Origin of the sequence: Bacillus sp. CD3-5 (assembly GCF_006349665.1) — a bacterium.
Lineage (GTDB): Bacteria > Bacillota > Bacilli > Bacillales > Bacillaceae_G > Bacillus_A > Bacillus_A paranthracis.
The window spans coordinates 19775-42377 of sequence record NZ_VEPX01000016.1 but is presented as its reverse complement, the minus strand read 5'-3'; the positions used below and the strand labels follow the sequence as shown (position 1 = coordinate 42377).

The 22603-nt window shown below is 32.8% G+C and carries 21 protein-coding genes; all 21 read right to left on the bottom strand.

Annotated features, from left to right (window positions below; translation table 11 throughout):
- Nucleotides 1–7: 7 nt before the first annotated feature.
- Nucleotides 8–1438, bottom strand: a complete 1431-nt coding sequence (locus tag FH036_RS23240) for a HAMP domain-containing sensor histidine kinase (RefSeq protein ID WP_139896280.1) — start codon at nucleotides 1436–1438, stop codon at nucleotides 8–10.
- A gap of 11 nt (nucleotides 1439–1449) precedes the next feature.
- The gene (locus tag FH036_RS23235; RefSeq protein WP_139896279.1) at nucleotides 1450–2121 is read right to left on the bottom strand and encodes a response regulator transcription factor; all 672 of its coding nucleotides are present in this window, start codon (nucleotides 2119–2121) and stop codon (nucleotides 1450–1452) included.
- Between the two features lie 121 nt (nucleotides 2122–2242).
- Nucleotides 2243–3235, bottom strand: a complete 993-nt coding sequence (gene galE / locus FH036_RS23230) for a UDP-glucose 4-epimerase GalE (protein WP_001084665.1) — start codon at nucleotides 3233–3235, stop codon at nucleotides 2243–2245.
- 90 nt (nucleotides 3236–3325) lie between these two features.
- Entirely contained in the window at nucleotides 3326–4144 is an 819-nt protein-coding gene (locus FH036_RS23225) for an SGNH/GDSL hydrolase family protein (protein WP_139896278.1), read from the bottom strand.
- A gap of 98 nt (nucleotides 4145–4242) precedes the next feature.
- Nucleotides 4243–5151 carry a polyisoprenyl-teichoic acid--peptidoglycan teichoic acid transferase TagU gene (tagU, locus tag FH036_RS23220; protein WP_139896277.1) on the bottom strand — a complete coding sequence of 303 codons (909 nt, stop codon included), beginning with the start codon at nucleotides 5149–5151 and terminating at the stop codon, nucleotides 4243–4245.
- Nucleotides 5152–5301: 150 nt separating this feature from the next.
- Nucleotides 5302–6231 carry a glycosyltransferase family A protein gene (locus tag FH036_RS23215; RefSeq protein ID WP_252650506.1) on the bottom strand — a complete coding sequence of 310 codons (930 nt, stop codon included), beginning with the start codon at nucleotides 6229–6231 and terminating at the stop codon, nucleotides 5302–5304.
- A 154-nt stretch (nucleotides 6232–6385) separates the two neighbouring features.
- Nucleotides 6386–7792 carry a lipopolysaccharide biosynthesis protein gene (locus FH036_RS23210; protein ID WP_139896276.1) on the bottom strand — a complete coding sequence of 469 codons (1407 nt, stop codon included), beginning with the start codon at nucleotides 7790–7792 and terminating at the stop codon, nucleotides 6386–6388.
- Nucleotides 7793–7853: 61 nt separating this feature from the next.
- Nucleotides 7854–8597 carry a GT-D fold domain-containing glycosyltransferase gene (locus FH036_RS23205; protein ID WP_139896275.1) on the bottom strand — a complete coding sequence of 248 codons (744 nt, stop codon included), beginning with the start codon at nucleotides 8595–8597 and terminating at the stop codon, nucleotides 7854–7856.
- A 457-nt stretch (nucleotides 8598–9054) separates the two neighbouring features.
- Nucleotides 9055–9684, bottom strand: coding sequence for an O-antigen ligase family protein (locus tag FH036_RS27245; RefSeq protein WP_180358396.1), 630 nt, complete (start codon nucleotides 9682–9684; stop codon nucleotides 9055–9057).
- A 759-nt stretch (nucleotides 9685–10443) separates the two neighbouring features.
- On the bottom strand, nucleotides 10444–11442 hold the full coding sequence (locus tag FH036_RS23195) for a glycosyltransferase family 4 protein (protein WP_139896273.1): 999 nt from the start codon (nucleotides 11440–11442) through the stop codon (nucleotides 10444–10446).
- A gap of 1 nt (nucleotide 11443) precedes the next feature.
- Complete coding sequence (locus FH036_RS23190; protein ID WP_139896272.1) at nucleotides 11444–12247, bottom strand: glycosyltransferase family A protein; 804 nt, start codon at nucleotides 12245–12247, stop codon at nucleotides 11444–11446.
- Between the two features lie 2 nt (nucleotides 12248–12249).
- Nucleotides 12250–13452 (bottom strand): glycosyltransferase family 4 protein, encoded by a 1203-nt coding sequence (locus tag FH036_RS23185; protein WP_180358395.1) that lies wholly within the window; start codon nucleotides 13450–13452, stop codon nucleotides 12250–12252.
- Between the two features lie 93 nt (nucleotides 13453–13545).
- Nucleotides 13546–14196, bottom strand: a complete 651-nt coding sequence (locus FH036_RS23180; RefSeq protein ID WP_139896270.1) for an acetyltransferase — start codon at nucleotides 14194–14196, stop codon at nucleotides 13546–13548.
- Nucleotides 14193–14852 (bottom strand): sugar transferase, encoded by a 660-nt coding sequence (locus FH036_RS23175; protein ID WP_289814192.1) that lies wholly within the window; start codon nucleotides 14850–14852, stop codon nucleotides 14193–14195. The genes FH036_RS23180 and FH036_RS23175 overlap by 4 nt, the downstream gene beginning before the upstream one ends.
- Complete coding sequence (locus FH036_RS23170; protein ID WP_139896269.1) at nucleotides 14852–15967, bottom strand: DegT/DnrJ/EryC1/StrS family aminotransferase; 1116 nt, start codon at nucleotides 15965–15967, stop codon at nucleotides 14852–14854. Before FH036_RS23170 ends, FH036_RS23175 begins: the two co-directional genes overlap by 1 nt.
- 23 nt (nucleotides 15968–15990) lie before the next feature.
- A complete protein-coding gene (locus FH036_RS23165; RefSeq protein WP_139896268.1) occupies nucleotides 15991–17802 on the bottom strand; it encodes a polysaccharide biosynthesis protein in 1812 nt (603 codons plus the stop codon).
- Between the two features lie 59 nt (nucleotides 17803–17861).
- Nucleotides 17862–18743, bottom strand: coding sequence for a UTP--glucose-1-phosphate uridylyltransferase BpsC (gene bpsC, locus FH036_RS23160; RefSeq protein ID WP_139896267.1), 882 nt, complete (start codon nucleotides 18741–18743; stop codon nucleotides 17862–17864).
- Nucleotides 18744–18988: 245 nt separating this feature from the next.
- Nucleotides 18989–19756, bottom strand: a complete 768-nt coding sequence (locus tag FH036_RS23155; protein ID WP_139896266.1) for a tyrosine-protein phosphatase — start codon at nucleotides 19754–19756, stop codon at nucleotides 18989–18991.
- 112 nt (nucleotides 19757–19868) lie between these two features.
- Complete coding sequence (locus FH036_RS23150) at nucleotides 19869–20570, bottom strand: CpsD/CapB family tyrosine-protein kinase (RefSeq protein ID WP_139896265.1); 702 nt, start codon at nucleotides 20568–20570, stop codon at nucleotides 19869–19871.
- Complete coding sequence (locus FH036_RS23145) at nucleotides 20560–21303, bottom strand: YveK family protein (protein WP_048552922.1); 744 nt, start codon at nucleotides 21301–21303, stop codon at nucleotides 20560–20562. The genes FH036_RS23150 and FH036_RS23145 overlap by 11 nt, the downstream gene beginning before the upstream one ends.
- Before the next feature lie 276 nt (nucleotides 21304–21579).
- The gene (locus FH036_RS23140; RefSeq protein WP_139896264.1) at nucleotides 21580–22257 is read right to left on the bottom strand and encodes a CpsD/CapB family tyrosine-protein kinase; all 678 of its coding nucleotides are present in this window, start codon (nucleotides 22255–22257) and stop codon (nucleotides 21580–21582) included.
- Nucleotides 22258–22603 lie beyond the last annotated feature (346 nt).

Below are 22603 nucleotides of genomic sequence, written 5' to 3'. Positions count from 1 at the left end.
AAATGTATCATTTAACCGCTTTCAAGTTTTTTATGTCTTCCATCCGTCTCGGAAGTAAGAATGTAATAAATATGGTAGTACCAATCTCTTCACTACTCTCAATCCGCATGCTTCCGCCCTGCTTACTCATAATCTCCTGACAAATATACAAACCGTAACCATTCCCGTAACTAGAAGAAAGTACCTTCCCTTCTGGCGATTCATTCCACTCTGCCAGCACCCCTTCATCTATACCAATGCCATCATCATGAACAAAAACTTTTGCCTCATGTTCATTTACAATGACATTCATACGAATTTGCGTAGCATCGCTATATTTTATCGCATTATCAAGCACATTTAAGAAGATCTGTTTCGTCTTATCGAAATCGGCAACAACATACACATCTGTTAACTCATTAATAACTTCAATCTCAAACTTCTGCAGACGAGGTTTCACGATTGAAACTGCTTCTTCGGCTAATTCCTTTATATTCACAACTGTAGGTGATATTTCAAACGTACTTGTCCCGTACTTTGAAGACTTAAGTAATTCCTCTACAAGTGATAATAAACGCTCACTTTCTACAGCTACATAGCGCAAGCTCTCCTGTACATCTTCCTTCGCCTTTAACTTCGGAATTAAATCCACATAGCCAATAATCGCCGTTAGCGGTGTTTTTAGCTCATGCGTAATGCGGTCTAAGAAATCTTTCTGCTTCTCTTTCTCTTCCTTCAATTGCTTAATATGTAGTTCAATCCCATCAGCCATCGCATTAAAAGACGCTGAAAGCTGCGCAATTTCCACATATTCATTTAACTCAATCTTACTTTTATAATCACCATTCGCAAGCCGGTGCGCCATTTGTCTTAACTGATCAATCGGCTTATGAAGAGACTTCGCCAAACGAATTGCAAAGAAAATACCTGCAGCTACGAGGCAAAGAGACGTCATTAAAAACGTCCAACCGACATTTGTTAAAACTTCCTTCTCACCCGTTAACTCATTTATAAAACGAACACTCCCAATGACATCGTTTCCATAATAAACTGGGCTTGAAAACAAAAGAATTGGAGCTGGGTCTCCCTCTTCAAACACATAAGATTTCTTCCCCTTCAAGGAACTCTCAATATCAATATTCCGATGAAGAAGTGCTCCCTTTTGCGTATCCGCAACAACATCTCCATTCTTCCCAATCATCTGTACACGGACATCCATGCGCTTCGCTAAATAAGAAGCGATTAAAAGTGAATTCGGACCGAGCGTCTCTACCTCTGCTTCCTTCTCTAAATAATTCATCGTATAAATTTGTGCTTCTACACTTAACTTTTCTAAAGAATTTGCCGCGTTATGATACATATTCTTTTCTAACGTAATATAAACAACTGCGTACAAAAGAACAAATATCGGGATTAACAGTCCAACGATTCCAAACACCATATTTCTTTTTAAAGACATACCATCACCACTTAACAATCTAGTTTATAGCCAACGCCATAAATTGTCTTAATATATTCCCCGCTATTCCCGAGCTTCTTCCGCAATCTTTGTACCATAATATCAACCGCTCTCGTATTTCCGATATACTCAAATCCCCATACTTTCTCAAGTAACTCATCTCTCATAAATACACGCTGCGGATTGGAAACAAACAACTGACATAAATTAAACTCTCTGTACGTTAACTGAACCTCTTGTCCACTCACTTGCACTTTTCTTTCCTTAGGACAGATCGTTATCTCTCCCGCCTCGATTACTTCATGGCTTACCGTTACCTCTTTCTTCTTCACGCGCCGCGTCATATTCTTGACCCGAAGAATAAGCTCAGCATAATTAAATGGCTTCGTCACATAATCATCTGCCCCAAGCTGCAAGCCAAGCAATTTATCATTCATCTGACTCTTCGCAGTTAACATGAGCACTGGAATATCCCGATCCTTCTCCCGGAACAAACGAAGTAACTCATACCCATCTGTATCTGGAAGCATAACATCCAAAATCAAAACATCCGGCCCTTCATTCCATCTCTCTAAAGCTTCTCTCCCGTCAGCCGCCGTAAGCACTTCATATCCTTCCATCTCAAGCTGCATCCGAATCAAATTACGAATACTCGACTCATCATCCACTACAAGTATTTTCATTGTTCTCCTCCTTCCATCCTGTATTATAGTACAGTTTAGTATAGCAAAAATCTTATAAAAAAAGAGAGGGTATTGTCGAACATATGTTGAACGACAATACCCTCTCCTTCACTTATTAGTCTTACTTATCATACCCATTAGGTTTCTTCTGATGCCAATTCCAAGCATGCTCAATGATTGTCTTCACATTTACATACTGAGGATCCCAACCTAGCTTCTCTTTCGCTTTCTGAGAAGAAGCAACTAAACGTGCTGGATCTCCCGCACGGCGCGGTGCTACTTCAGCTGGAATTTCATGATTTGTAACTTCACGAACTGCATCAACAATTTCTTTTACACTGAAACCATTACCATTTCCTAAGTTATAGAAATCACTTTCTCCGCCGTTCTGCAAGTCTTTAAGGCCTAAGAAGTGAGCTGCCACTAAATCTTCAACATGAATATAATCACGGATACAAGTACCATCTGGTGTATGATAGTCATCACCAAACATCATAATCTTCTCACGTTGACCTAACGCCACTTGCAATACAAGAGGAATTAAATGCGTCTCTGGACGGTGATCTTCCCCAATAATACCATTTGGAGTTGCACCAGCCACATTAAAGTATCTGAAAATCTTATAACGTAAATTAGAAGCTTGGCTATACCAATGAAGCATCTTCTCGATTGCTAACTTCGTCTCTCCATACGTATTCGTTGGATTTGTCATCGTTTCCTCAGTAATAAGGTCTACATCTACCTCACCATACGTCGCCGCAGTAGAAGAGAAAATAAACTTATCTACCTTAAACTCATCCATTACCTCTAATAAGCAAAGTGCACCATACACGTTATTATTATAATATTGCAGAGGCTTCTCCATACTAACTCCAACTAAAGAATCAGCTGCGAAATGCATAACTGCCTCAATATTTTCTTGTGTAAAAACATCTCTTAAAAATGCTTTATCACGAAGATCGCCATTATAAAACTTCGCACCTTCTGTAATTGCATCTTCATGACCCGTTTGTAAGTTATCTACTACTACTACAGATAACCCTTCGTCTACTAACCTTTTCACAGCGTGAGAACCGATATAACCAGCTCCGCCGCAGATTAGGATTGAATTCATTGTCTTCCTCCTACTATATATTAGGATTTCTTATTCACTCTCTTATTATAAAAGGTATACGATTGCTCGTATACCTTTTGTGTACCTTTATTACTTAGCAACGAAATAATCCGTTACATATTGTGCCCAAACTTCGTGACCTTTAGCACTTGGGAAACCGAACTCTTCTGTTAAGTACGGCAAGATAGCTTTCGTTGATGCATCAGGCCATGCTCCCCAATGATCCACATATGTATAACCATTTTGCGTCGCAAATTGCTTTAACGCCTCAATTGCTTTTGGATAATTCTTCGCACCATACACTGGGTTTGATGGCTGAATCATAATTGTAGCACCCTTCGCGCTAGTAGAAAGTGCTTGTACAAACTTCTGTGTACTCGCAACAGAGTTTCCATTACCAGTTTTACCATTGTCAGTAATAAACGGTGGTTCAAATAAAATCACATCTGGATTTTCCTTCGCAATCTCTTTATCACGTTTATTCGCAATTAACTCTTCTGTGCTTTCACCCTTATATTCCTTTACCTTCACATTCCATATACCTTTACCGTAAGCAGTTTCTAAATTAGCTGTTAGCTTAGCTGCCCAAGCATCTTTTGCAGATGAAGAAGCTTCATCACCAACAATAACAAGATTTACTGCCTTTTTATCCTCAGCAGCTTTCTTTACCTTCTCTTTCACTGCATCTGGCAAGTTCTTCGCATATGCCTCATTAAAAGATGACTTCGCATCTTGTTTCTTCTCAGGTTTCTTCGCTCCACTATCTTTCACTTCAGACTTCGTTTTCGTTACTTCACTCGTCTGCCCTGTTGCATTCGCAATCTTCTTATTCCAGTATAATTTACCGCTCACAACCGAAGCGACAAACAATACAAAAATAACTAGGACAAGTACTGCTTTCTTATTCATCGATTCACCTCATCTATTATTCTCACAACATATAATACTAATATAAATTCACGCAAAAATAAACCCAACTCCTACCAAAGGAGTTGGGTTATTACATATTACTTCATCACTTCAAGATGCGCTCTTAACTTATTCGTAATATCTTGTTTCGCTGCATCTGGAACATAGTAGTACCAAATACCATCAGCGGCTTTGTGACCGTCACCTGGGATTTGGATTTCTTCACTGTTTTTCAAGCAATCTTTATAATTCTTTTGCATATCAAACATTTGATCTTGCGTTAAGTTTGTCTTCACATTCTTTTGAATCGCTGTTAACACATCACCATAGCTTGATAAAGAAGAGAAACTTGCGCCTTTCTTAATAACAGCTTGCATTACTTGACGTTGGCGCATTTGACGTCCGAAGTCTCCGCGAGGATCTTCTTTACGCATACGTGTATATGCTAAAGCTTGGTCACCAGTTAAGTGGATATTCCCTTTTTGGAAGTGCTTTCCTTCTAAAGAAAACTCTAAATCATTATTTACATCTACACCGCCTACTGCATCGACAATATCCTTAAACCCTTCCATATTCACTTCAATATAGTAGTTAATAGGTACATTTAAGAACTTTTCTACAGTTGCGACAGACATATCTACGCCACCAAATGCATACGCATGGTTGATTTTATCACTTTTACCTTTTCCAACAATTTCAGTATACGTATCACGAGGAATACTTACAGTTTTCATTGAATTATTTTTAGGATTTAAAGTAATAACCATTAAAGAATCTGAGCGCCCTTTATCTTCACCACGTTCATCAGCTCCTAGTAATAGGATAGATACAGGTTCAGATTTATTGATTTTTTCTTCTTGTTTATTACCTTCGTCACGCTTTAATGGTTTATGTACTTCATCCAATGTTTTTGAGACTTTAGAATATACATTATAGGCATATACTCCTCCACCTATAATCATTACCCCTATAATCCCTAGTATCCATAATAGGATTTTCTTTTTCATTATTATAACCTTCCTCCTAAATCATTTTAGCTAGGTCTGATAAAGAGAATAATAACATATATTAAATTCGCTTTTATAATCAACTACTTTGCCAAAATGAATAGCTAATAAATTTATCGTTTTGTTATCAGCCATTTAGATTTATTTAAATTATTTTCCACTTATATATTTTTTAAGTTTATTCTTTATAAACGGCTTAACATATATCCATATCCCTCTTGGAATAGCTATTATTTTAATAAGTTTATTGTCATATTTTTTATAGTACGACATATTATTAATTTGTAAGCATCCTGCAAAATAATAAGATACAGCTAAACATGTAGCACTAAACCCTTTAGCCATATGAATTCGTTGGTTTAAGAAATAGATATATCCATTAGGATTCTTCTTATGTATTGAATAAATATTTCTAGTATAACCATCATTTAAATACTCACAGATATATAAGACTTTATTTAATAATTTCATCTTATATCTTTGACTGATTTTATCATAAATCACTGCTTCGGTGACAAATTTTTCGTTTTCAAATATCGGAAATTGAAATTCCTTTAAAATACTAGTTTTAAATGCAATTATTGTATCGCCTTTAAATTTATATTTTGCATAGAGATTAAAAATAGATGATTTTTCTATATCTTCCGGCATCCAAGTCCCTATAGGTTGCGTTACACTCTCTCCCCTTAACCCTATAACTCCAGCTAATTCATCATCATTTTTTATATAATCCCACTCATTATACAAAGTTTGAACTGCATCATCTGATAGATAATCATCAGAATCTACACATACAAATACCTCTGTCTCGCAAGCTCTTACAGCTGTATTATGTGCAACATGTTTTCCACTGTTGTCTTGCTTAATGTAATTTATTTTTATTTTTTTGTCCTGTATAAATGATTCTATTAGCTTTTCAGTATTATCTGTCGAACCATCATCCACAATTAGCCAAGTAAAATTTTTGTTATTTTGACGGCATAAACTTTCATAACAATTTTTAATTATATAGCCTCTATTATATGTTGGGGTAAAAATTGTAATACTATCTTCCAATTTTCCTATTTTATTATTTAACAAATTAACATACCTCTCTCTAATCTAAGCTCAGTGTGTAAAACTAATTTAATATTTGTATGATACACCTACCACATATAAAGATATAGACTTAATTATTCATACCTTTATATGTATTATTAAGTAAATATTTTTAAAAAGATTCCTATAATTTATTTTATAGTTTTTTATAGTTTTTTAGAATTTTTATCCCCATCCCAATAATATCTTTAAACATATATATAGAAATTATTAACAATGCAAGAAAAGCAATCATTAAATAAACCGCTTGATAATTATAATAAAAAATTAAAATCGATACACCATAAATTAATATTCCTGTTATCGCCATTTTATTATTTAATCTTATATTATAGGCACTATTCAACTTGATTATAATCAAAACAGCATTAGTAAAATATGAAAGTGCTAAAGCTAATGTAGCACCAATTAAACCAAAGGGTTTTGTTAAAAATGTCAAACCTAATATATTCACAAATGCAGCAAATAAAGTTGGAATTAGTAATTTTTTAGAATCTTTTTCTGCTAAAAAGAGGGTACTTGCAAAGCTAGTAAAAGAATTTAATAAAACACCCGTAAAAAGAATAGGTAGAATAATTAAGGCCTCTTTGTATGAATCCGATATAAAATATGGGAAAATTAATTTAATTAAGATAAGAAGCGGCGCTCCAAGAAATAAAACTAACCGCATTATAAAATTAATACTCATGCTAAAATACTTCTCTTTGTTTTTATCTCCTACCAAGCTATAGGACATTTCATACCAAGCAAACTGAAAAACATTTACAATAAACATAAGGAAAGCCGTAAATCGATTCGCTACCGCAAATAGGCCATTCTCAAACATCCCGAGTTCATTACTAATCATGAACCTAGTAAACCCACTGAGTAACCAATAAGAAGCAGTTAAAATACAAAGCGGTAAAGAAAATTTCACCATTTTGATCACTAAATTAAGCGAAATAGTATTTAAACTAAGGTTCTTTAAGATTTTTAATTTAACCTCTAAAAATACCACTTGAACTGCTGTACCTATAATATATGAAAGATATAAAGCTTCAATTCCAAAATCATAATAAGAAATAAGTATAAAATTTAGTGTTAAATTAATTATGCTGTTCAATAAACCAGTCATTACGAGTGCTGAGTTTTTAGAGAAACTTCTAGCTACACAATTATAAAAGTATTGGAAAGCAACTAACACTCCATAGATGAAAATTAATTCTCTACATCTAACCTCATACAAATAATTAAATATACAAAATACCGCAATATAACATATTATACCGGAAGCTTGTATAATAAAACCGTTGGAGATAACTTTATACTTATCTATATTATCCTTATAATCAAACGTGAATCGAAAAACACCATCCCATATTTGAAAAAAGACTATAGGAACTATAAGAGATAATACCGAGATAGTTAAATCATAATAACCGAATGCTTCTGGTGCCAATTTTGAAGTATATAGTGGTAATAGCAAAAAACTAATTATTTTGGTTAAAGTATTTCCAATAAAAAAAACACCTGAGGTTTTAAGAAATTGTTTTAAGCGATTCATTTTTCCCTTCCTTGCAGTATAAATTTGTTTACAATCATAATAGAGATAAGAACACCTAATATTATAAGGTGTCTAGTGGTTCATCCCAGCAATGACCTGTGTCATAAGCTATAAGGTCTAGATCTGACAATTTTTTCACTAATACTTTACCACAGGGACCTGCCGAAATTAAAATTAATATCTCTTCTTTTTTATAGTTCTTTCCTTCCTTCAAAATATTTGATAATATTAATTCCTTTTGTTCATACGCATCTTTTGGAGGAATTTTCACAAATATTGTTGTCTTTTGATACTCACGATTAAAAGCTTTTGCATACTTCTCATCATTATGTACAAAAATAACAATTTTCTTAGCTTCCCATAATAATTTATAATACTCCTTGTTCCCATTGGCAAAAACAAATGCATCACCATAGGTTGAACCATTATCATATTTTTCTTTAAACGCTCTCCTAGAAGTCGCCCAACTTGCAACATATTCTCTTTTTTTCAATAATTTCAAACCATTACACTTAAAAAATGGCGTAGGCATACATAGCAGATAGTTATTCTTATAGCCTAAAGGATAATTATCTATAATCTCAAATAAATCTTTTTGGAGCTCTGGATTAAATGATTGATAAGAAATCCCTCTTCCCATTAGTATATTAAACTCCCCATCTCCAAACCTTATAATAGATTTATTACTATTCTTAACATAATTAACTGTTTCATCTGTATTAAGTAAAGTAGAGTTTTTCACACAAATAACAGAACTAGAAAAATCTACTATGACTCGCAACCAAGCCTTTATACGTTTAAACATTTTTATCACCTTACCTTTGATTATCACTTTTATAAAATATCAAACACTTTCACAGTATTTAAATACTAAACAAACTTTTTCCTGGCTTAAAAACAGAAACTATATATATCATCCTCGACACACAAGCGAATACTGTTTATTTTTTATTGCCATACATCTCTCTTTTAAAAAATCATATATAAAAATGCTTAATTTATCATAAATTAAGCATTTCATAAATAACATAATTTAATCTATATTTCTTACATTTCACTTGATAAATAATAGTATTTGCCATTTGATTATCCTGAATTTTATCCTGATATAAAAACATCTCAAAAATCATATAAGGTTCATTTTTATAGAATGCTATAATCTCAGAACAAATAGCATTCCATATGACATAAATAAATTTAATGTTCAAATCCAGACCACATATAGATTATCAAATTGTACACATAACGTAAGTTAACGTTTTTTACGCCTCTTCTAATTTACAGCTTGAAAAAGCAATTACTAATAAAAAAAGAGCTGGGAAATTATTTGTAGACCACAGTAAATTAGTTTCGAAAAAACCAACTAGTAAAACACTTAAAAACCCTGAAACTGCGATTCTCACATTTTTATTTATCAAAATGTAGTTTGATAGGCTTTTTAATCTATTTAAAATTAACATAGTAGTAAATAAAAATACTGGTACACCGTAAACAACCAAAACATTAAACATCGAATTATGAATATTCAAATTCGAATTTGACATAATATGATAATTAGTCCCTAATCCAATTATGGGATGATTCTTAAATCCTTCTACTAACTCACTCCATATGAATTCTCTTCCTGTATAAAAAGACTTATCAGACCACGACATTTCTAATATTATATTGTTTTTCCACATAAATACGTAAGTAAATACAAAAGCTATAGATCCTACTGTTAGTAATATAGTCAGAATTGAAAAAACATATTTATTGCCCCATATCTTAGCTGGGACGAAATAACTAAGTAATAAGAACATAATTAAAGCTATTAAAGAACCTCTATTATCCGTTAAACTAATTGCATATAGAGCGGCAATAGAAATTAAAGGAAGAATTAATTTTGACACCTTATACTTAATTAAATAAAAGTTGGAATATACAAAAGTCAAAAATACAATATATCCAATAGAATTTGGATTATAACCTATGTGCTGTGAATAATTAAAAAATAGAAAAAACATAAACATAACAAATGATATTAGGATAATATATTTTTCTGAAATTAATATATACTTGAATAGTACCATCATCAGTAGAATGTTAGATATTACAATTATTCCTCCCACGTTCGAATCTGAGAGTATAGCATTCATCATAATAAAAATTATAGATATTAAAAGAAAGAGCATGTCTTTTTTATTTTTCGACATAATTATTGGTAAATAAAAGAAGAGCATAAATAAATTTAAAGATATTAAAGCAAGACTGGTCAAGTTACTAAAGAAACCAAAAAAAACGTAATTAGACCAGGTTAGTATAAAAATCATAAAAGATACAGTCATATACACAATATTAATAGTGTGTATTATTTTATGCGTATTTATTTCAAAAACACTCCTTCATTATTTTTTTCACTAGTTAGAGACACTTAATATAAATCTACATTATATAAAAAAACATATGAATTTCTTTCTCTTATTTAAATATCCTAGTAAAAAAGAACCTATAAGAGTAAAAACACAATGTCCCAAGCAATTTATCCAAAGAACGCAATAATACTTATTAGTATTATTTACGGCTTTATCTTTTAGGGTACTAAAATATCAAACAGCCTATTCCCATACTTATAAACAAGAAAATAGATATGCTATACTTAAACATATGGTTTACTTATTTATTTGGCTTTCTAATAATTTAATTATTTTTTTCACTGCGTTTTCTACGGATGTTTCAGTTTTGTCAATTTTATTTATTAGTCTTTTATTATTACCTTCAATGATTTTAGCTTCTATTTTTTTTGACAATTCATTTATATCGTATACATCATATATAATATCATCCTTCTTATAATCTGAAAAAATTGATTTAACTCCCACATTATTAGAAAGAAGAAGGTCACAACCATTCATTAAAGCTTCAATTGGAGCTAAACCAAATGTTTCAAATATACTATTTTGGACACAAACCTTTGACTTTTGGTAATAAAAAGGCATTCTTTCACTCTCTACTTCTCCAATATACTCTACAAAGGGATAGGATTTAATTTGATTTGTATCATTTCCATTTTTTCCAACAACCACGAGTTTCAAATTCGCATTTTTCTCCAAGTTAAGTTTATATACTGCCTTACAAATGGAAATAACATTCTTTTGAGGTATCCCTCCGCCTACCGATATAATAGTATTATTATCTCTTGTATTTATTGGAGTGCTTGGAGAACAAAAAGAACTCCATTCTAGTCCATTATTCACATAATAGAATTTACTTTTATACAATGGGTATTTCTGTTTTACTTCATTCATAAAATATTCTGAAACGCATATTATCATTGGAGCCTCTTCCAAGACTTTATTCTCTAGAATATTACTATTTGAATTGAATTTCTGATTTATTTTATTTTCTATATCTATACACCCATGCATTAAATAGGCTGCTTTTTTTCCAAATACTTTAGCTAGCCGAAAACCAATGATATTGATTTGAGACAATCCAGAGAAAATTACAACATCCACTTTTCTAATCTTAATGATAAGCTCATATATTCTTTTATACTTCGTTTTTTCTTCAGAAAATAATGTATGCGCTGGCATATGTTTTCTCAGCGCTCTATTAACACTGGCAGGCCCATTGTTGCCCTCAAAATCACCAACAAATAATAATTTCAAATTACTTCTCTCCTAAACGTTCACTTCTATAATTTGAACGACCCTTTAGCATTATTTTAATAGAAGTTAATAATGACATTTCACTTTTATATCTTCTATAGCGCCTAATAGCAAATTGTAGTATCAAGAATGTACTCCATCTTCTTGACATTGCAGTAAACACAGCGCCTCTATCAAAAAAGTATTTCTGATTGAATCCACTAAACCAAGACGAATCACCAATATATAGATCTGCTATTTTAATAGGAAGATATTTAATTTTTAAGCCTTTACGTAAACATTCATATAAGAATATATTTTCCTCTCCCATTCTGTAATTTGCACCTGAACCAAATAATTCATTAAATTCTATCCCTGATTGCTTTATTTTATTAACTCTAAATGCAATTTCTACAGACGATACCTTTAACGATGTAATATAATTCATTTTTTTACTTTTATCACTATAATTTTTAAAATGTTTATTTATCCCCTCTACTTGAAATGCAATTATATCGTACTCAGGGTTATCATTAAATGCTGTTTCAATTAAATTAGCATAATTGTCCACATATCTTAAATCATCATCAGCAATTATACCAATATCATTGAAACTAGCGTTTTGTAGTGCCATATTTCTACTACGGCTAAGTCCTATTTCATCTGAACAAATATAATTTATCTGATTATCATCTATTGTAAATAAACTTTTTTCGACAAATCCACACTGATTTACTAAAACGGCATCTGTAGATATATTCATCTTTTTAATAAGCTCCTTAGGATTATCCTCCCTCATAGTAGAAATTAAAACCTTAACAGTCATCTTTATTCCCCCAACATCGTAGTGATGATATTAGTATATGTTTTTTTCCGATCAAATTTATCATCAGCCATTCTTCTATTATTGCTTCCTAATGTAACTCTTAGGTTATCATCATAATATAGAGATAATATTTTCTCGGCCAGATCATGTGGATTACCATTTTCGCAATTTAATCCGGCATTATAATTTGTTATTAAATCCATGTATTCTCTACATTCCTGTGTATTCAATACTGGCAAACTCGCTGCTGCATAATCGCCAACTTTATTAATAATACTTGCCGCTGTACCTTTGGATATAGGGTTAACAGCAATATCACATGCAGTTAAAATTTTAACCATTTCTGAATACTCTAACCTTCCAGTAAACGCACTATTTATTCCTTTACTATTAGCATAATTTATAAATTTTGATTTTAAGGGCCCGTCTCCCATTACAATAAACTTTATATTCTTAATACCTTTTTTCTCCAACAAATATATCGCATCAATTACACAATTTAAATCGTAACTATGCCCTAAGGTTCCAATGTATGCAAGCCAAATTTCGTTACTTGGTTTGTCAAATTTATCTTGTTCAGCCAGTTTATCAAAGGTATCCAATTCAGTCCCTAAAAATACACTCAATCCTTTATTAATTCTGCTATTAGAACTCAAGGCCCTATTTTTGTACGTCTCTGACACCGCTATTACTTCATCCGCCATATTGTATATATAATCAGCTTTTCTTCTCATGGGATAAAAAATAAGATCGCTAATTACAGGGATATTGAATACCATTTTAAAAGCTTCTGGCCATACATCTTGAATATCAATAACAAATTTTACATTCTTTTCTTTAGCATATCTTGCTGCAATATATCCTGCATCTAAAGAAGGAACTGCACAATATATTATATCCGGTGTTCTCCTTGATTTAAGATAATCCCTCAAATTTTTTCCAAATGTATGATGACTATAAAATCGTTTTAACGAAACATTTTTTTGATAGCCACCTTCATCTAACATTGTTAACTTAAATCCTAATTGTTCCAATTCTTTTTCTTTAACTATTCTATTACTCTTATTCCTATGTGAGAATCTTGTCGTAACCATTTCCACATCATAGCCTCTTTGTACAAGCATATTGGCTATATAGTTAAATCGACCATTCCCCTTTTCACCAGGAACTTGTGCAAAGTGAGCTATTATTAAGATGTCTTTCATTTTTTCACCCAATCTATATATATGCATCGAAAAAATTAAAATTTCCCATCAATACCTATACCATTATTTCATTAGATAACTAAGCTCTAGCATTTAGGAATTTACTAAGGTTTTCTTCTCCTTTGCAGGAACCCCAACATATAAATAATTTGGTTTAGTATTTTTCGTCACTACAGTCCCCGCACCTAATACTACATTTTCCTCAATGGTTAAGCCTTGTATTATCGTAGCACCTGTTCCAACCATGGATTTTGACTTTAAATTAACATTTCCTGATATCTTACTTCCAGGCATAACTGTTACATAATTTAACATCAACACATCATGACCTAAAGTCGATCCTATATTAATATGCGAATGATTCCCCATCTTGCATTCAGGATTAATAACAACACCTGCACATATAATATTTCCTTCTCCAAGTTTTGTATAATTACTAACTATTGCACTTGGATGGATTAAATTTACCCATTGAACATCATTTAACTTTCTTGAAATATGCTCTCTTATTTCTCCATCAGCAATTGCTATAACACCATGTATTTTTTGTTGTTTTGACAACTGCTTAATATAATCCGTATCTCCAATTACTTCATATCCTAAAACTTCGGTACCAACTAAGCTTTTATTATCATCTACAATCCCTAATAGCTTATACTCTGGATTTATTAAATTTAACTGTTCAATAATTTCAATTACTTGTTTACTAAAACCGCCACTTCCAATAACTACTATATCTTTCATTTTCCAACCTCATTTTTATTTATGCTAATTTTTTTTGAACCTTTAAATTTTATGTCTTTAATATTACTATTGAAATTAATTCCTTCACGTACGAAAACTTTCTTAATAGTTAACAAAATAATTTTAATGTCATTGCTAAAACTAACACTTTCTACATATTTGACATCGAGGTCAAATTTATCTTCCCAAGATAAAGAGTTCCTTCCGGTTGCCTGTGCTAGGCCGGACAAACCTGGCCTAACTTCATGTCTACGCTTTTGATGAGAGTTATAGAGAGGTAAATATTCAACCAATAGAGGCCGAGGGCCTATAATTGACATATCACCCTTAATAATATTAAATAACTCTGGTAATTCATCTAAGCTTGTACTTCTCAACAGCTTTCCAAATCTAGTGTATCTCATCTCATTGGGTAGTAACTCCCCATTTTCATCTCTTTGATCTGTCATCGTCCTAAATTTATACATCATAAAAATTTCTTCATTAAGACCAGGTCTTTCCTGTTTAAAAATCACTGGACTCCCAAGATTTATTCTCACAAGCAAAGCAACTATTAAATAAACTGGACTGAGAACAAGAATAGCAATCAAGGAAAGAATGAAATCCATTGGTCTCTTTATAAATCTCCCATAAATATTTTCTTTAGAATTCTTCATTATTTCAACCACAATCCTTTAATAATCTCTACTACTCTAGCCAAATCTTTATCCGTCATTTTTGTATCACTTGGTAAACAAACACCATTCTCGAAAAGTCTTTCTGATACATCTGTACCAACAAAATCATATTTCTCAAAGAACGGCTGCATATGCATTGGCTTCCAAACTGGTCTAGATTCAATATTTTCTTTTTCAAGGGCTTCCATCACATCTATTGGACGAATCTTACCGTTTAGTGTCATAGAACTTAGCCAATAGTTTGGTTCATTCCACTCATTACTAGGCATAAATTCAATTCCTTCAAGATTTCCTAATTCTCTCTTATAAAAATCAAATATGTATCTTTTCTTCTGAACTCTTTGATCTAATACTTTAAGTTGCCCCCTACCAATTCCAGCAACTACATTACTCATGCGATAGTTAAAACCTAATTCACTATGTTGATAGTGTCTTGCTTGGTCTCTACTTTGAGTAGCCCAAAATCTCACCTTTGAAACTCTTTCTTCATCATTAGAAACAAGCATACCGCCACCAGAAGTAGTAATGATTTTATTACCATTAAAAGAAAAAATACCATAAGCTCCAAAACTACCTGTATGTTTGCCTTTATAATAAGTTCCCAAAGATTCCGCAGCATCTTCAATTAAAGTAACATCGTATTTTTTACAAAGTTCAACAATCTTATCCATATCTGCAGAAAGACCATATAAATGGACTACTATAACTGCCTTTACGTTCGGATACTTTTTAAAAGCTTCTTCTAAAGCTTTAGGACACATATTCCAAGTTTCATAGTTACTATCTATGAAAACAGGAGTAGCATTTTGATAAATGATGGGGTTGGCAGTAGCTGAAAATGTAAGTGTTTGGCAGAAAACAATATCTCCCTCCCCTACTCCTGCTGCTTTTAAAGCCAAATGAATTGCAGCTGTCCCAGAAGACAGTGCTGCAGCTTCTTTAGAACCAACTTTCTCGGCTAGTTCTCTTTCAAATCCGTTTACATTTTCCCCAAGTGGCGCAATCCAATTTGTATCGAAAGCTTCCTTAACATAATGCATTTCATAACCTTCATCACTCATATGTGGTGATGAAAGAAATATTCTGTCTCCCATTTAAAAAACTTCCTTCCCTTAAATTAATTTTTCAAATTAACTTTATTATTTGCAATATCTAGCAATCGTTCTCTTATTTCTTCTTTACTGATTTCTTCAAAATCATTCATAAACTGTCTTAGAATTGCTTGATCCATTAAAACAGCCTTTCCTATATGAATTTTAGGGAATATTTGCTCTGGATGAATCTCACCATCATTTAATAACTCTTCATACATTTTTTCACCTGGTCTTAATCCAGTAAATTCAATTCCAATTTCCTCAATAGAATACCCCGAAAGGGTAATTAAGTTTTTAGCTAAATCCACAATCTTTACTGGGTCTCCCATATCAAGAACAAATAATTCTCCACCTCTAGCTAATGTACCAGCTTGAATTACTAACCTAGAAGCTTCTGGTATTGTCATAAAGTAACGAATCATCTCAGGATGAGTGACTGTTACAGGTCCACCTTTTTGAATTTGCTTCTTAAATAGCGGGATTACACTCCCCCTACTTCCAAGGACGTTACCAAACCTAACAGCTACAAATCGCGTACCTGTACTTACAGACGCCATATGTTGAACAAGCATTTCTGCAAATCGTTTTGTAGCTCCCATTACATTGGTTGGATTTACAGCTTTATCTGTAGAAACCATAACAAACGTATTTACTTTAAACGTATCTGCAGCTTCTGCTACATTTTTTGTGCCAAAAATATTGTTTTTTACAGCCTCTTCAGGATTACGTTCCATTAAAGGTACATGTTTATGTGCCGCTGCATGATATACGATATATGGCTGATGCTTTTTCATGATTTCAAAGATTTTATGTCTATCTTGAATATCAGCAATTTCTGTCGTAATTTCAACTGTATCTTTATAGGTAACTCTCATTTCCATTTCGATATTATAAATGCTGTTTTCTCCATGTCCTAAAAGTACAATTTTCGCTGGTTTATACTTCATCACTTGACGGCAAATTTCTGATCCAATTGATCCACCAGCACCAGTTACTAAAATTGTTTTACCAGCAATTTTCTCTCCAATTCCTGCATCATCTAATTGGATTGGCTCTCTTCCTAATAAATCTTCCACTTGTACATCTCGGAATTCATTAACAGAAACTTTGCCATCTAAAAGATCTTCAAGCATTGGTACAATTTGCGTTTTCGCCTTCGTTTTTCTACACTTCTCAAAAATCTCATTTATTTGATTTCTATTTAAAGAAGGAATTGCGATAATAATATGTTCAATGTCGTTATCTTCCACAATTTCTTGAATATGATTTGTTGTACCGACAACTGGTACATTATAAATTTCTAATTTTTGTTTATTTCTATCATCATCAACAAACGCAATTGGATATAAGTCTGCTTCTTTATTATGTTGTAATTGACGTACTACCATTGTCCCTGCTGAACCTGCACCAATAATTAGTGTTCGTTTTTTATCAGCAGCTTTTGTAATATACGTATCACGGAACATACGCCATACAAAGCGAGAACCACCAATTAATAGTAAATGTAACATCCATGCGATTGCTAAAATTCGAACATAAATATCGTGATTTATAATTTGTTGCACAATTGCTGTTACAATAATGGAAAGTGTAATTGCTTTAAATATTTGTTTTAATTCCCCAATACTTGCATATTCCCATGCCTTATTGTATAGCTTATAAATGGCAGCAAAAATATGATGACTACACAATAATGTAATAGAACTAATAATTACTGTCGTAGGAATTTTGCTTAATATATTTGGATGTATGAACCAATAACTTAAATACACGGCAGTTAATACAATAAATGAATCTAATAAAATTAATAATGAGAGCCGTTTTCGATAACTCAATATACATGTTCCCTTCTTTATATAATTCCTATCTTATTGATAATAAAAAGGCCATTCTCTTATGAATGTACCTCTTCTTTTTTTACAAGTTCTTTCATATACTTCATTAACTCTACATTTAATTCCTCATTTTGTAGCGCCATCTCAATCGTCGTCTTAATAAATCCAAACTTTTCTCCAACATCATAACGCGTGCCTTCAAAATCATAAGCAAATACACGTTGAACTTCATTTAATCGTTGAATCGCATCTGTCAATTGAATTTCCCCACCTGCACCTGTTTGTTGATTTTCAAGGAACATAAAGATTTCTGGCGTTAATACGTAACGTCCCATAATTGCTAAATTTGATGGTGCAGTTCCTTGAGCTGGCTTCTCCACAAATTGACGTACTTGATAACGGCGATCGTTTTGTTCAATCGGATCGATAATACCGTAACGATGTGTTTCGTTTTCAGGCACTGTTTGTACACCAATAACTGACGACTGTGTATCTTCATATTGATCCATTAATTGACGTAAACATGGTGTTTCTGCTTGCACAATATCATCACCAAGCAATACTGCAAAGGGTTCATTTCCAATAAATTTACGTGCACACCATACTGCATGCCCTAGACCTTTTGGTTCTTTCTGTCTTATGTAATGAATATTAATTTTTGAAGAAGCTTGTACTTTTTCTAGCATCTCATGCTTTCCTTTTTCAAGTAAAGTTTGCTCTAATTCAAAGGAATGATCAAAATGATCTTCAATAGCACGTTTACCTTTTCCAGTAACAATAATAATATCTTCAATTCCTGATTCTATCGCTTCTTCTACTATGTATTGAATTGTTGGTTTATCAACAATTGGTAACATTTCTTTAGGCATTGCCTTTGTTGCCGGTAAAAACCTTGTCCCCAGTCCCGCAGCTGGAATAATTGCTTTTCTTACTCTTTTCAAGTTCAGTACCCCCAATCACATTACTATATCTATATGTAACAATAACAAAAACCCTACTTATAGGGTCGTCTTTACAACTCCATAGGTAGAGTTTCTATCATAAATAAATTATGGGCATCCAACCCATCCTCACGTCATACTCCCGACGACAAGCGTCTAAGGTAGGTTCGAAATAAAAATTTCTACCCACAGCACGACCGAGTGCCTCCGTTGATAACGGTTAGGAGGCATCACCAATTCTTTATTTAAAAAATACCGAACAATTTTTTACGACGAATTTGTTCTGGATCTTCTTTGTAAATTGCCTTCCCGCTAATTAATAAGTACGGATTTTCTTTCAAATCACTCATAACACTCGTTCCAAATTCTTTCTCAATTAATTCATAGCTTTCCGCTAAATGAAATCCTCTTGATGTTGTGTTATGTGCATCTGAAGCGACCATATGTGTTAAATTATGTTCTACAAGTTGAAGTGAAAACTTTTTAATTTTTTTCCCGAATTTCCCTAATAAACTACCTGCCGTTACTTGTGTTAATGCCCCTTTATTGACAAGGTTATATAACTTATCTGGCCGCTCGATTAACTCGGCATTACGTTCCGGATGAACAATAATTGGAATCATCCCCTTTACACGTAATTCGTATAATAATTGTTCGGCATAACGAGGTACGTGATTTGATGGAAATTCAATGAATATGTATTTATTTGTTTCATTTAAAGTAACGATTTTACCAGCTTCATAGTCTTCTAATAAGTCGCCATATAACCTGACCTCTTGCCCAGGTAAAATAGTAAGTGGAATATTATGTTGTTGTAGTTCATCATTTAGTTGTTTTACTCCATGAATAATTGAGGTACGTTCATTTATATATTTTCCATTTTGATGGTGTGGTGTTGCAACAATTGTATGTATTCCTTCTGACACGGCTTGTTGTGCCATCGCTAAACTATCTGTTACTGTCTGCGCACCATCGTCGATACCAGGTAAAATGTGACAATGTAAATCTATCATTTATTTCATCCTCCCTCTCTCCTATAAAGATCTTTTTTCCCTTGAATATGAGATATCGCTCATATTCAAGGGAAAAAAGGAGATATGTTTCAACCATATCTCACTCTTTTCACTAGTTTGCACCGTAATAATAATATAAGCCTTCTTCACGTTCACGGTCGTTTAGAACAACACCTAACAATTTACCTTTTGCAGACTCCAATAAACCTTTTGCTTTTACTGCTGTTTCTTTTTCTGTCGATTCACTACGAACGACAAGAATAGACGCATCACATACATTCGCCATAATTTGTGCGTCAGTTACAGCTAAAATTGGTGGTAGATCAAAAATAACTAAGTCGTACATACTATACGCTTGTGCAAGTAGTTCTTGCATCGATTTTGAGCCTAATAATTCTGCTGGATTTGGCGGAATTGGCCCACACGCTAAAAAGTGTAAATTATCTACAGCTGTCGGTTGTACACATTTCTCCAAACGTTCACTATGTGTTAATACGTTCGTCAATCCAAAAATATTATCGACTTGAAACATTTGGTGCATCGCTGGTTTACGCATATCTGCATCAATTAATAATACTTTCTTTCCTTGTTGGGCAAATACAACGGCCATATTTGCTGTCGTTGTCGTCTTCCCTTCACTTGGGTTCGCAGATGTTACCATTAATGAATGTAAATTCGTATCAACAGCTGCAAATTCGACATTCGTTCGAATATTACGATATTGTTCTGAAATTGGTGATTTCGGCTGTTGATGAGCAATTAATTGACGACGTTGACGATGATTTTTTTTCTTTTTAAATAAATTAAGAGCCAATTGTTTGTCCCCTCACTTTTCTTGATGATGGAGCGTGTGATTTCACGTTCATTGTTTCTTCATCCATACGAGCTACAATACCTAACACTGGTAAACCAAGTAAGTTCTCTACATCTTCTTCTTTTTTTACTGTGTTATCTAAGTATTCTAGTAAGAATGCAAGACCAACTGCGGCCATTAAGCCAACAACGAAGGCAATTGCCACATTTAACATTGGACGTGGTTTAATTGGAGATTGATTTTCTGCAACTTCTGCTTTAGATAGTACTGTTACGTTATCCACGTTCATAATTTTTGCAACTTCACCTTTAAATACATCCGCAGTTGCATTTGCAATATCACGAGCTACTTTTGGATCTTTATCATCAGCTGTAACAGAAATAACTTGTGAATCTTTTTCATTCGCAACATTAATCTTCTTCGTTAAAGCTTGCGCTGTCATATTTAAATTTAATTTTTCATTTACTTGTTCTAAGATTACTGGACTTTTAATAATAACCTTATATGTATTCGTTAATTGAATATTCGTTTGAACTTCACCAGCTTGAAACATCGATCCCTCTTGTTTCTTCTGGTTAACAAGAATTTGCGTCGAAGATTGATAGATTGGTGTCATGAAGAAGAAGCTAATGATAGCACTTACTATAGCGGCACCAAAGGCGATTACGAGGATCATTGCTAAACGTTTTTTTAAAATATGAAATAACTCTTTCAAACTAATTGTTTCTTCCATAAGTTCCTCCAACTTTCTAAAATTTGCACATAAGAAAAATTATAACATATAAATCTTACATTTTTTATTTTGATTGATTTCGTTCGACATTTATTCACATCAAGCACATATAATCTTACAAAATAATCTTAAATATGACAACACATTCCATCGAATTCCCAAATTTTCCATTATAACATGTTTTTTGTATAATACAATAAATAATTTTAAAACAATTCAAAAAAGCCAATAAAAATACTTATTGGCCTTGAAAATCATTATATTATACATTATTTTCTAATAATATCCATATTGCCCCTGCTCTTCTCTCTTATCATTTAAAACAACACCTAGTAATTTACCAGACGCTTTGTCTAATATTTGCTTCGCTTTTACGATTTTATCTTTTTCTGTTTTTTCACTACGTACGACCAGTACGATTCCATCGCATTTGTTCGCTAAGAGTTGTGCATCGGTAACCGCAAGGACTGGTGGTGTGTCGATTAAAATAATATCAAACATGTTATACGCTTCTAGTAATAGCTCGTCCATTGCCCGGCTACCTAATAGTTCAGCTGGATTTGGCGGGATTGGACCTGAAGCCATTAAGTATACATTCTCTATATCTGTTTTTTGAATGCATTGCATGAATTTCGCTTGTCCTGATAATAGGTTCGTTAAGCCATTAGGGCTATGAACAGCAAATAAGTTTTGAATTGTTGGCTTACGCAAGTCAGCTCCGATTAATAAGACTTTCTTTCCTTGTTGTCCGAAAACAACTGCTAAGTTCGCAATTGTCGTTGTTTTCCCCTCGCCTGGATCTGCCGAAGTAACAATAATAGAACGAACATGATTATCTACAGATGTAAATTCAATATTTGTACGGATGTTACGGTATTGTTCCGCAATACGTGACTTAGGCTCTTTATGTGTAATTAATTGTCGTAATGGTTTTCTTTTTTTTCTCCCGAACATGGTATGATCTCCTCTTTTCAAAATGCGACACTTTCCCCTTTATCTCTCTATGTTCGATATGCTACGCCCATTTTTCATTTACTGATACTGTTAATTTTACCCATCACTTTCCTCTACAACTCATCATAACCAATCATAATAAGCTTTGTCCTATCTCATAACCTTTATAATGTGACAACCGCGTCTCTATTTTTATCGCGCTATCATTTATCTTAATTTCAAGATATTTATAGCGTCATTATATACGAATTTCCATTCATTTACAACAAGAATTCTGATTAATCTGCATTTTAATATTTCGGATAAAAAATATGTGAATTAAAAAAATTCTCCTGCATGTTGCAGA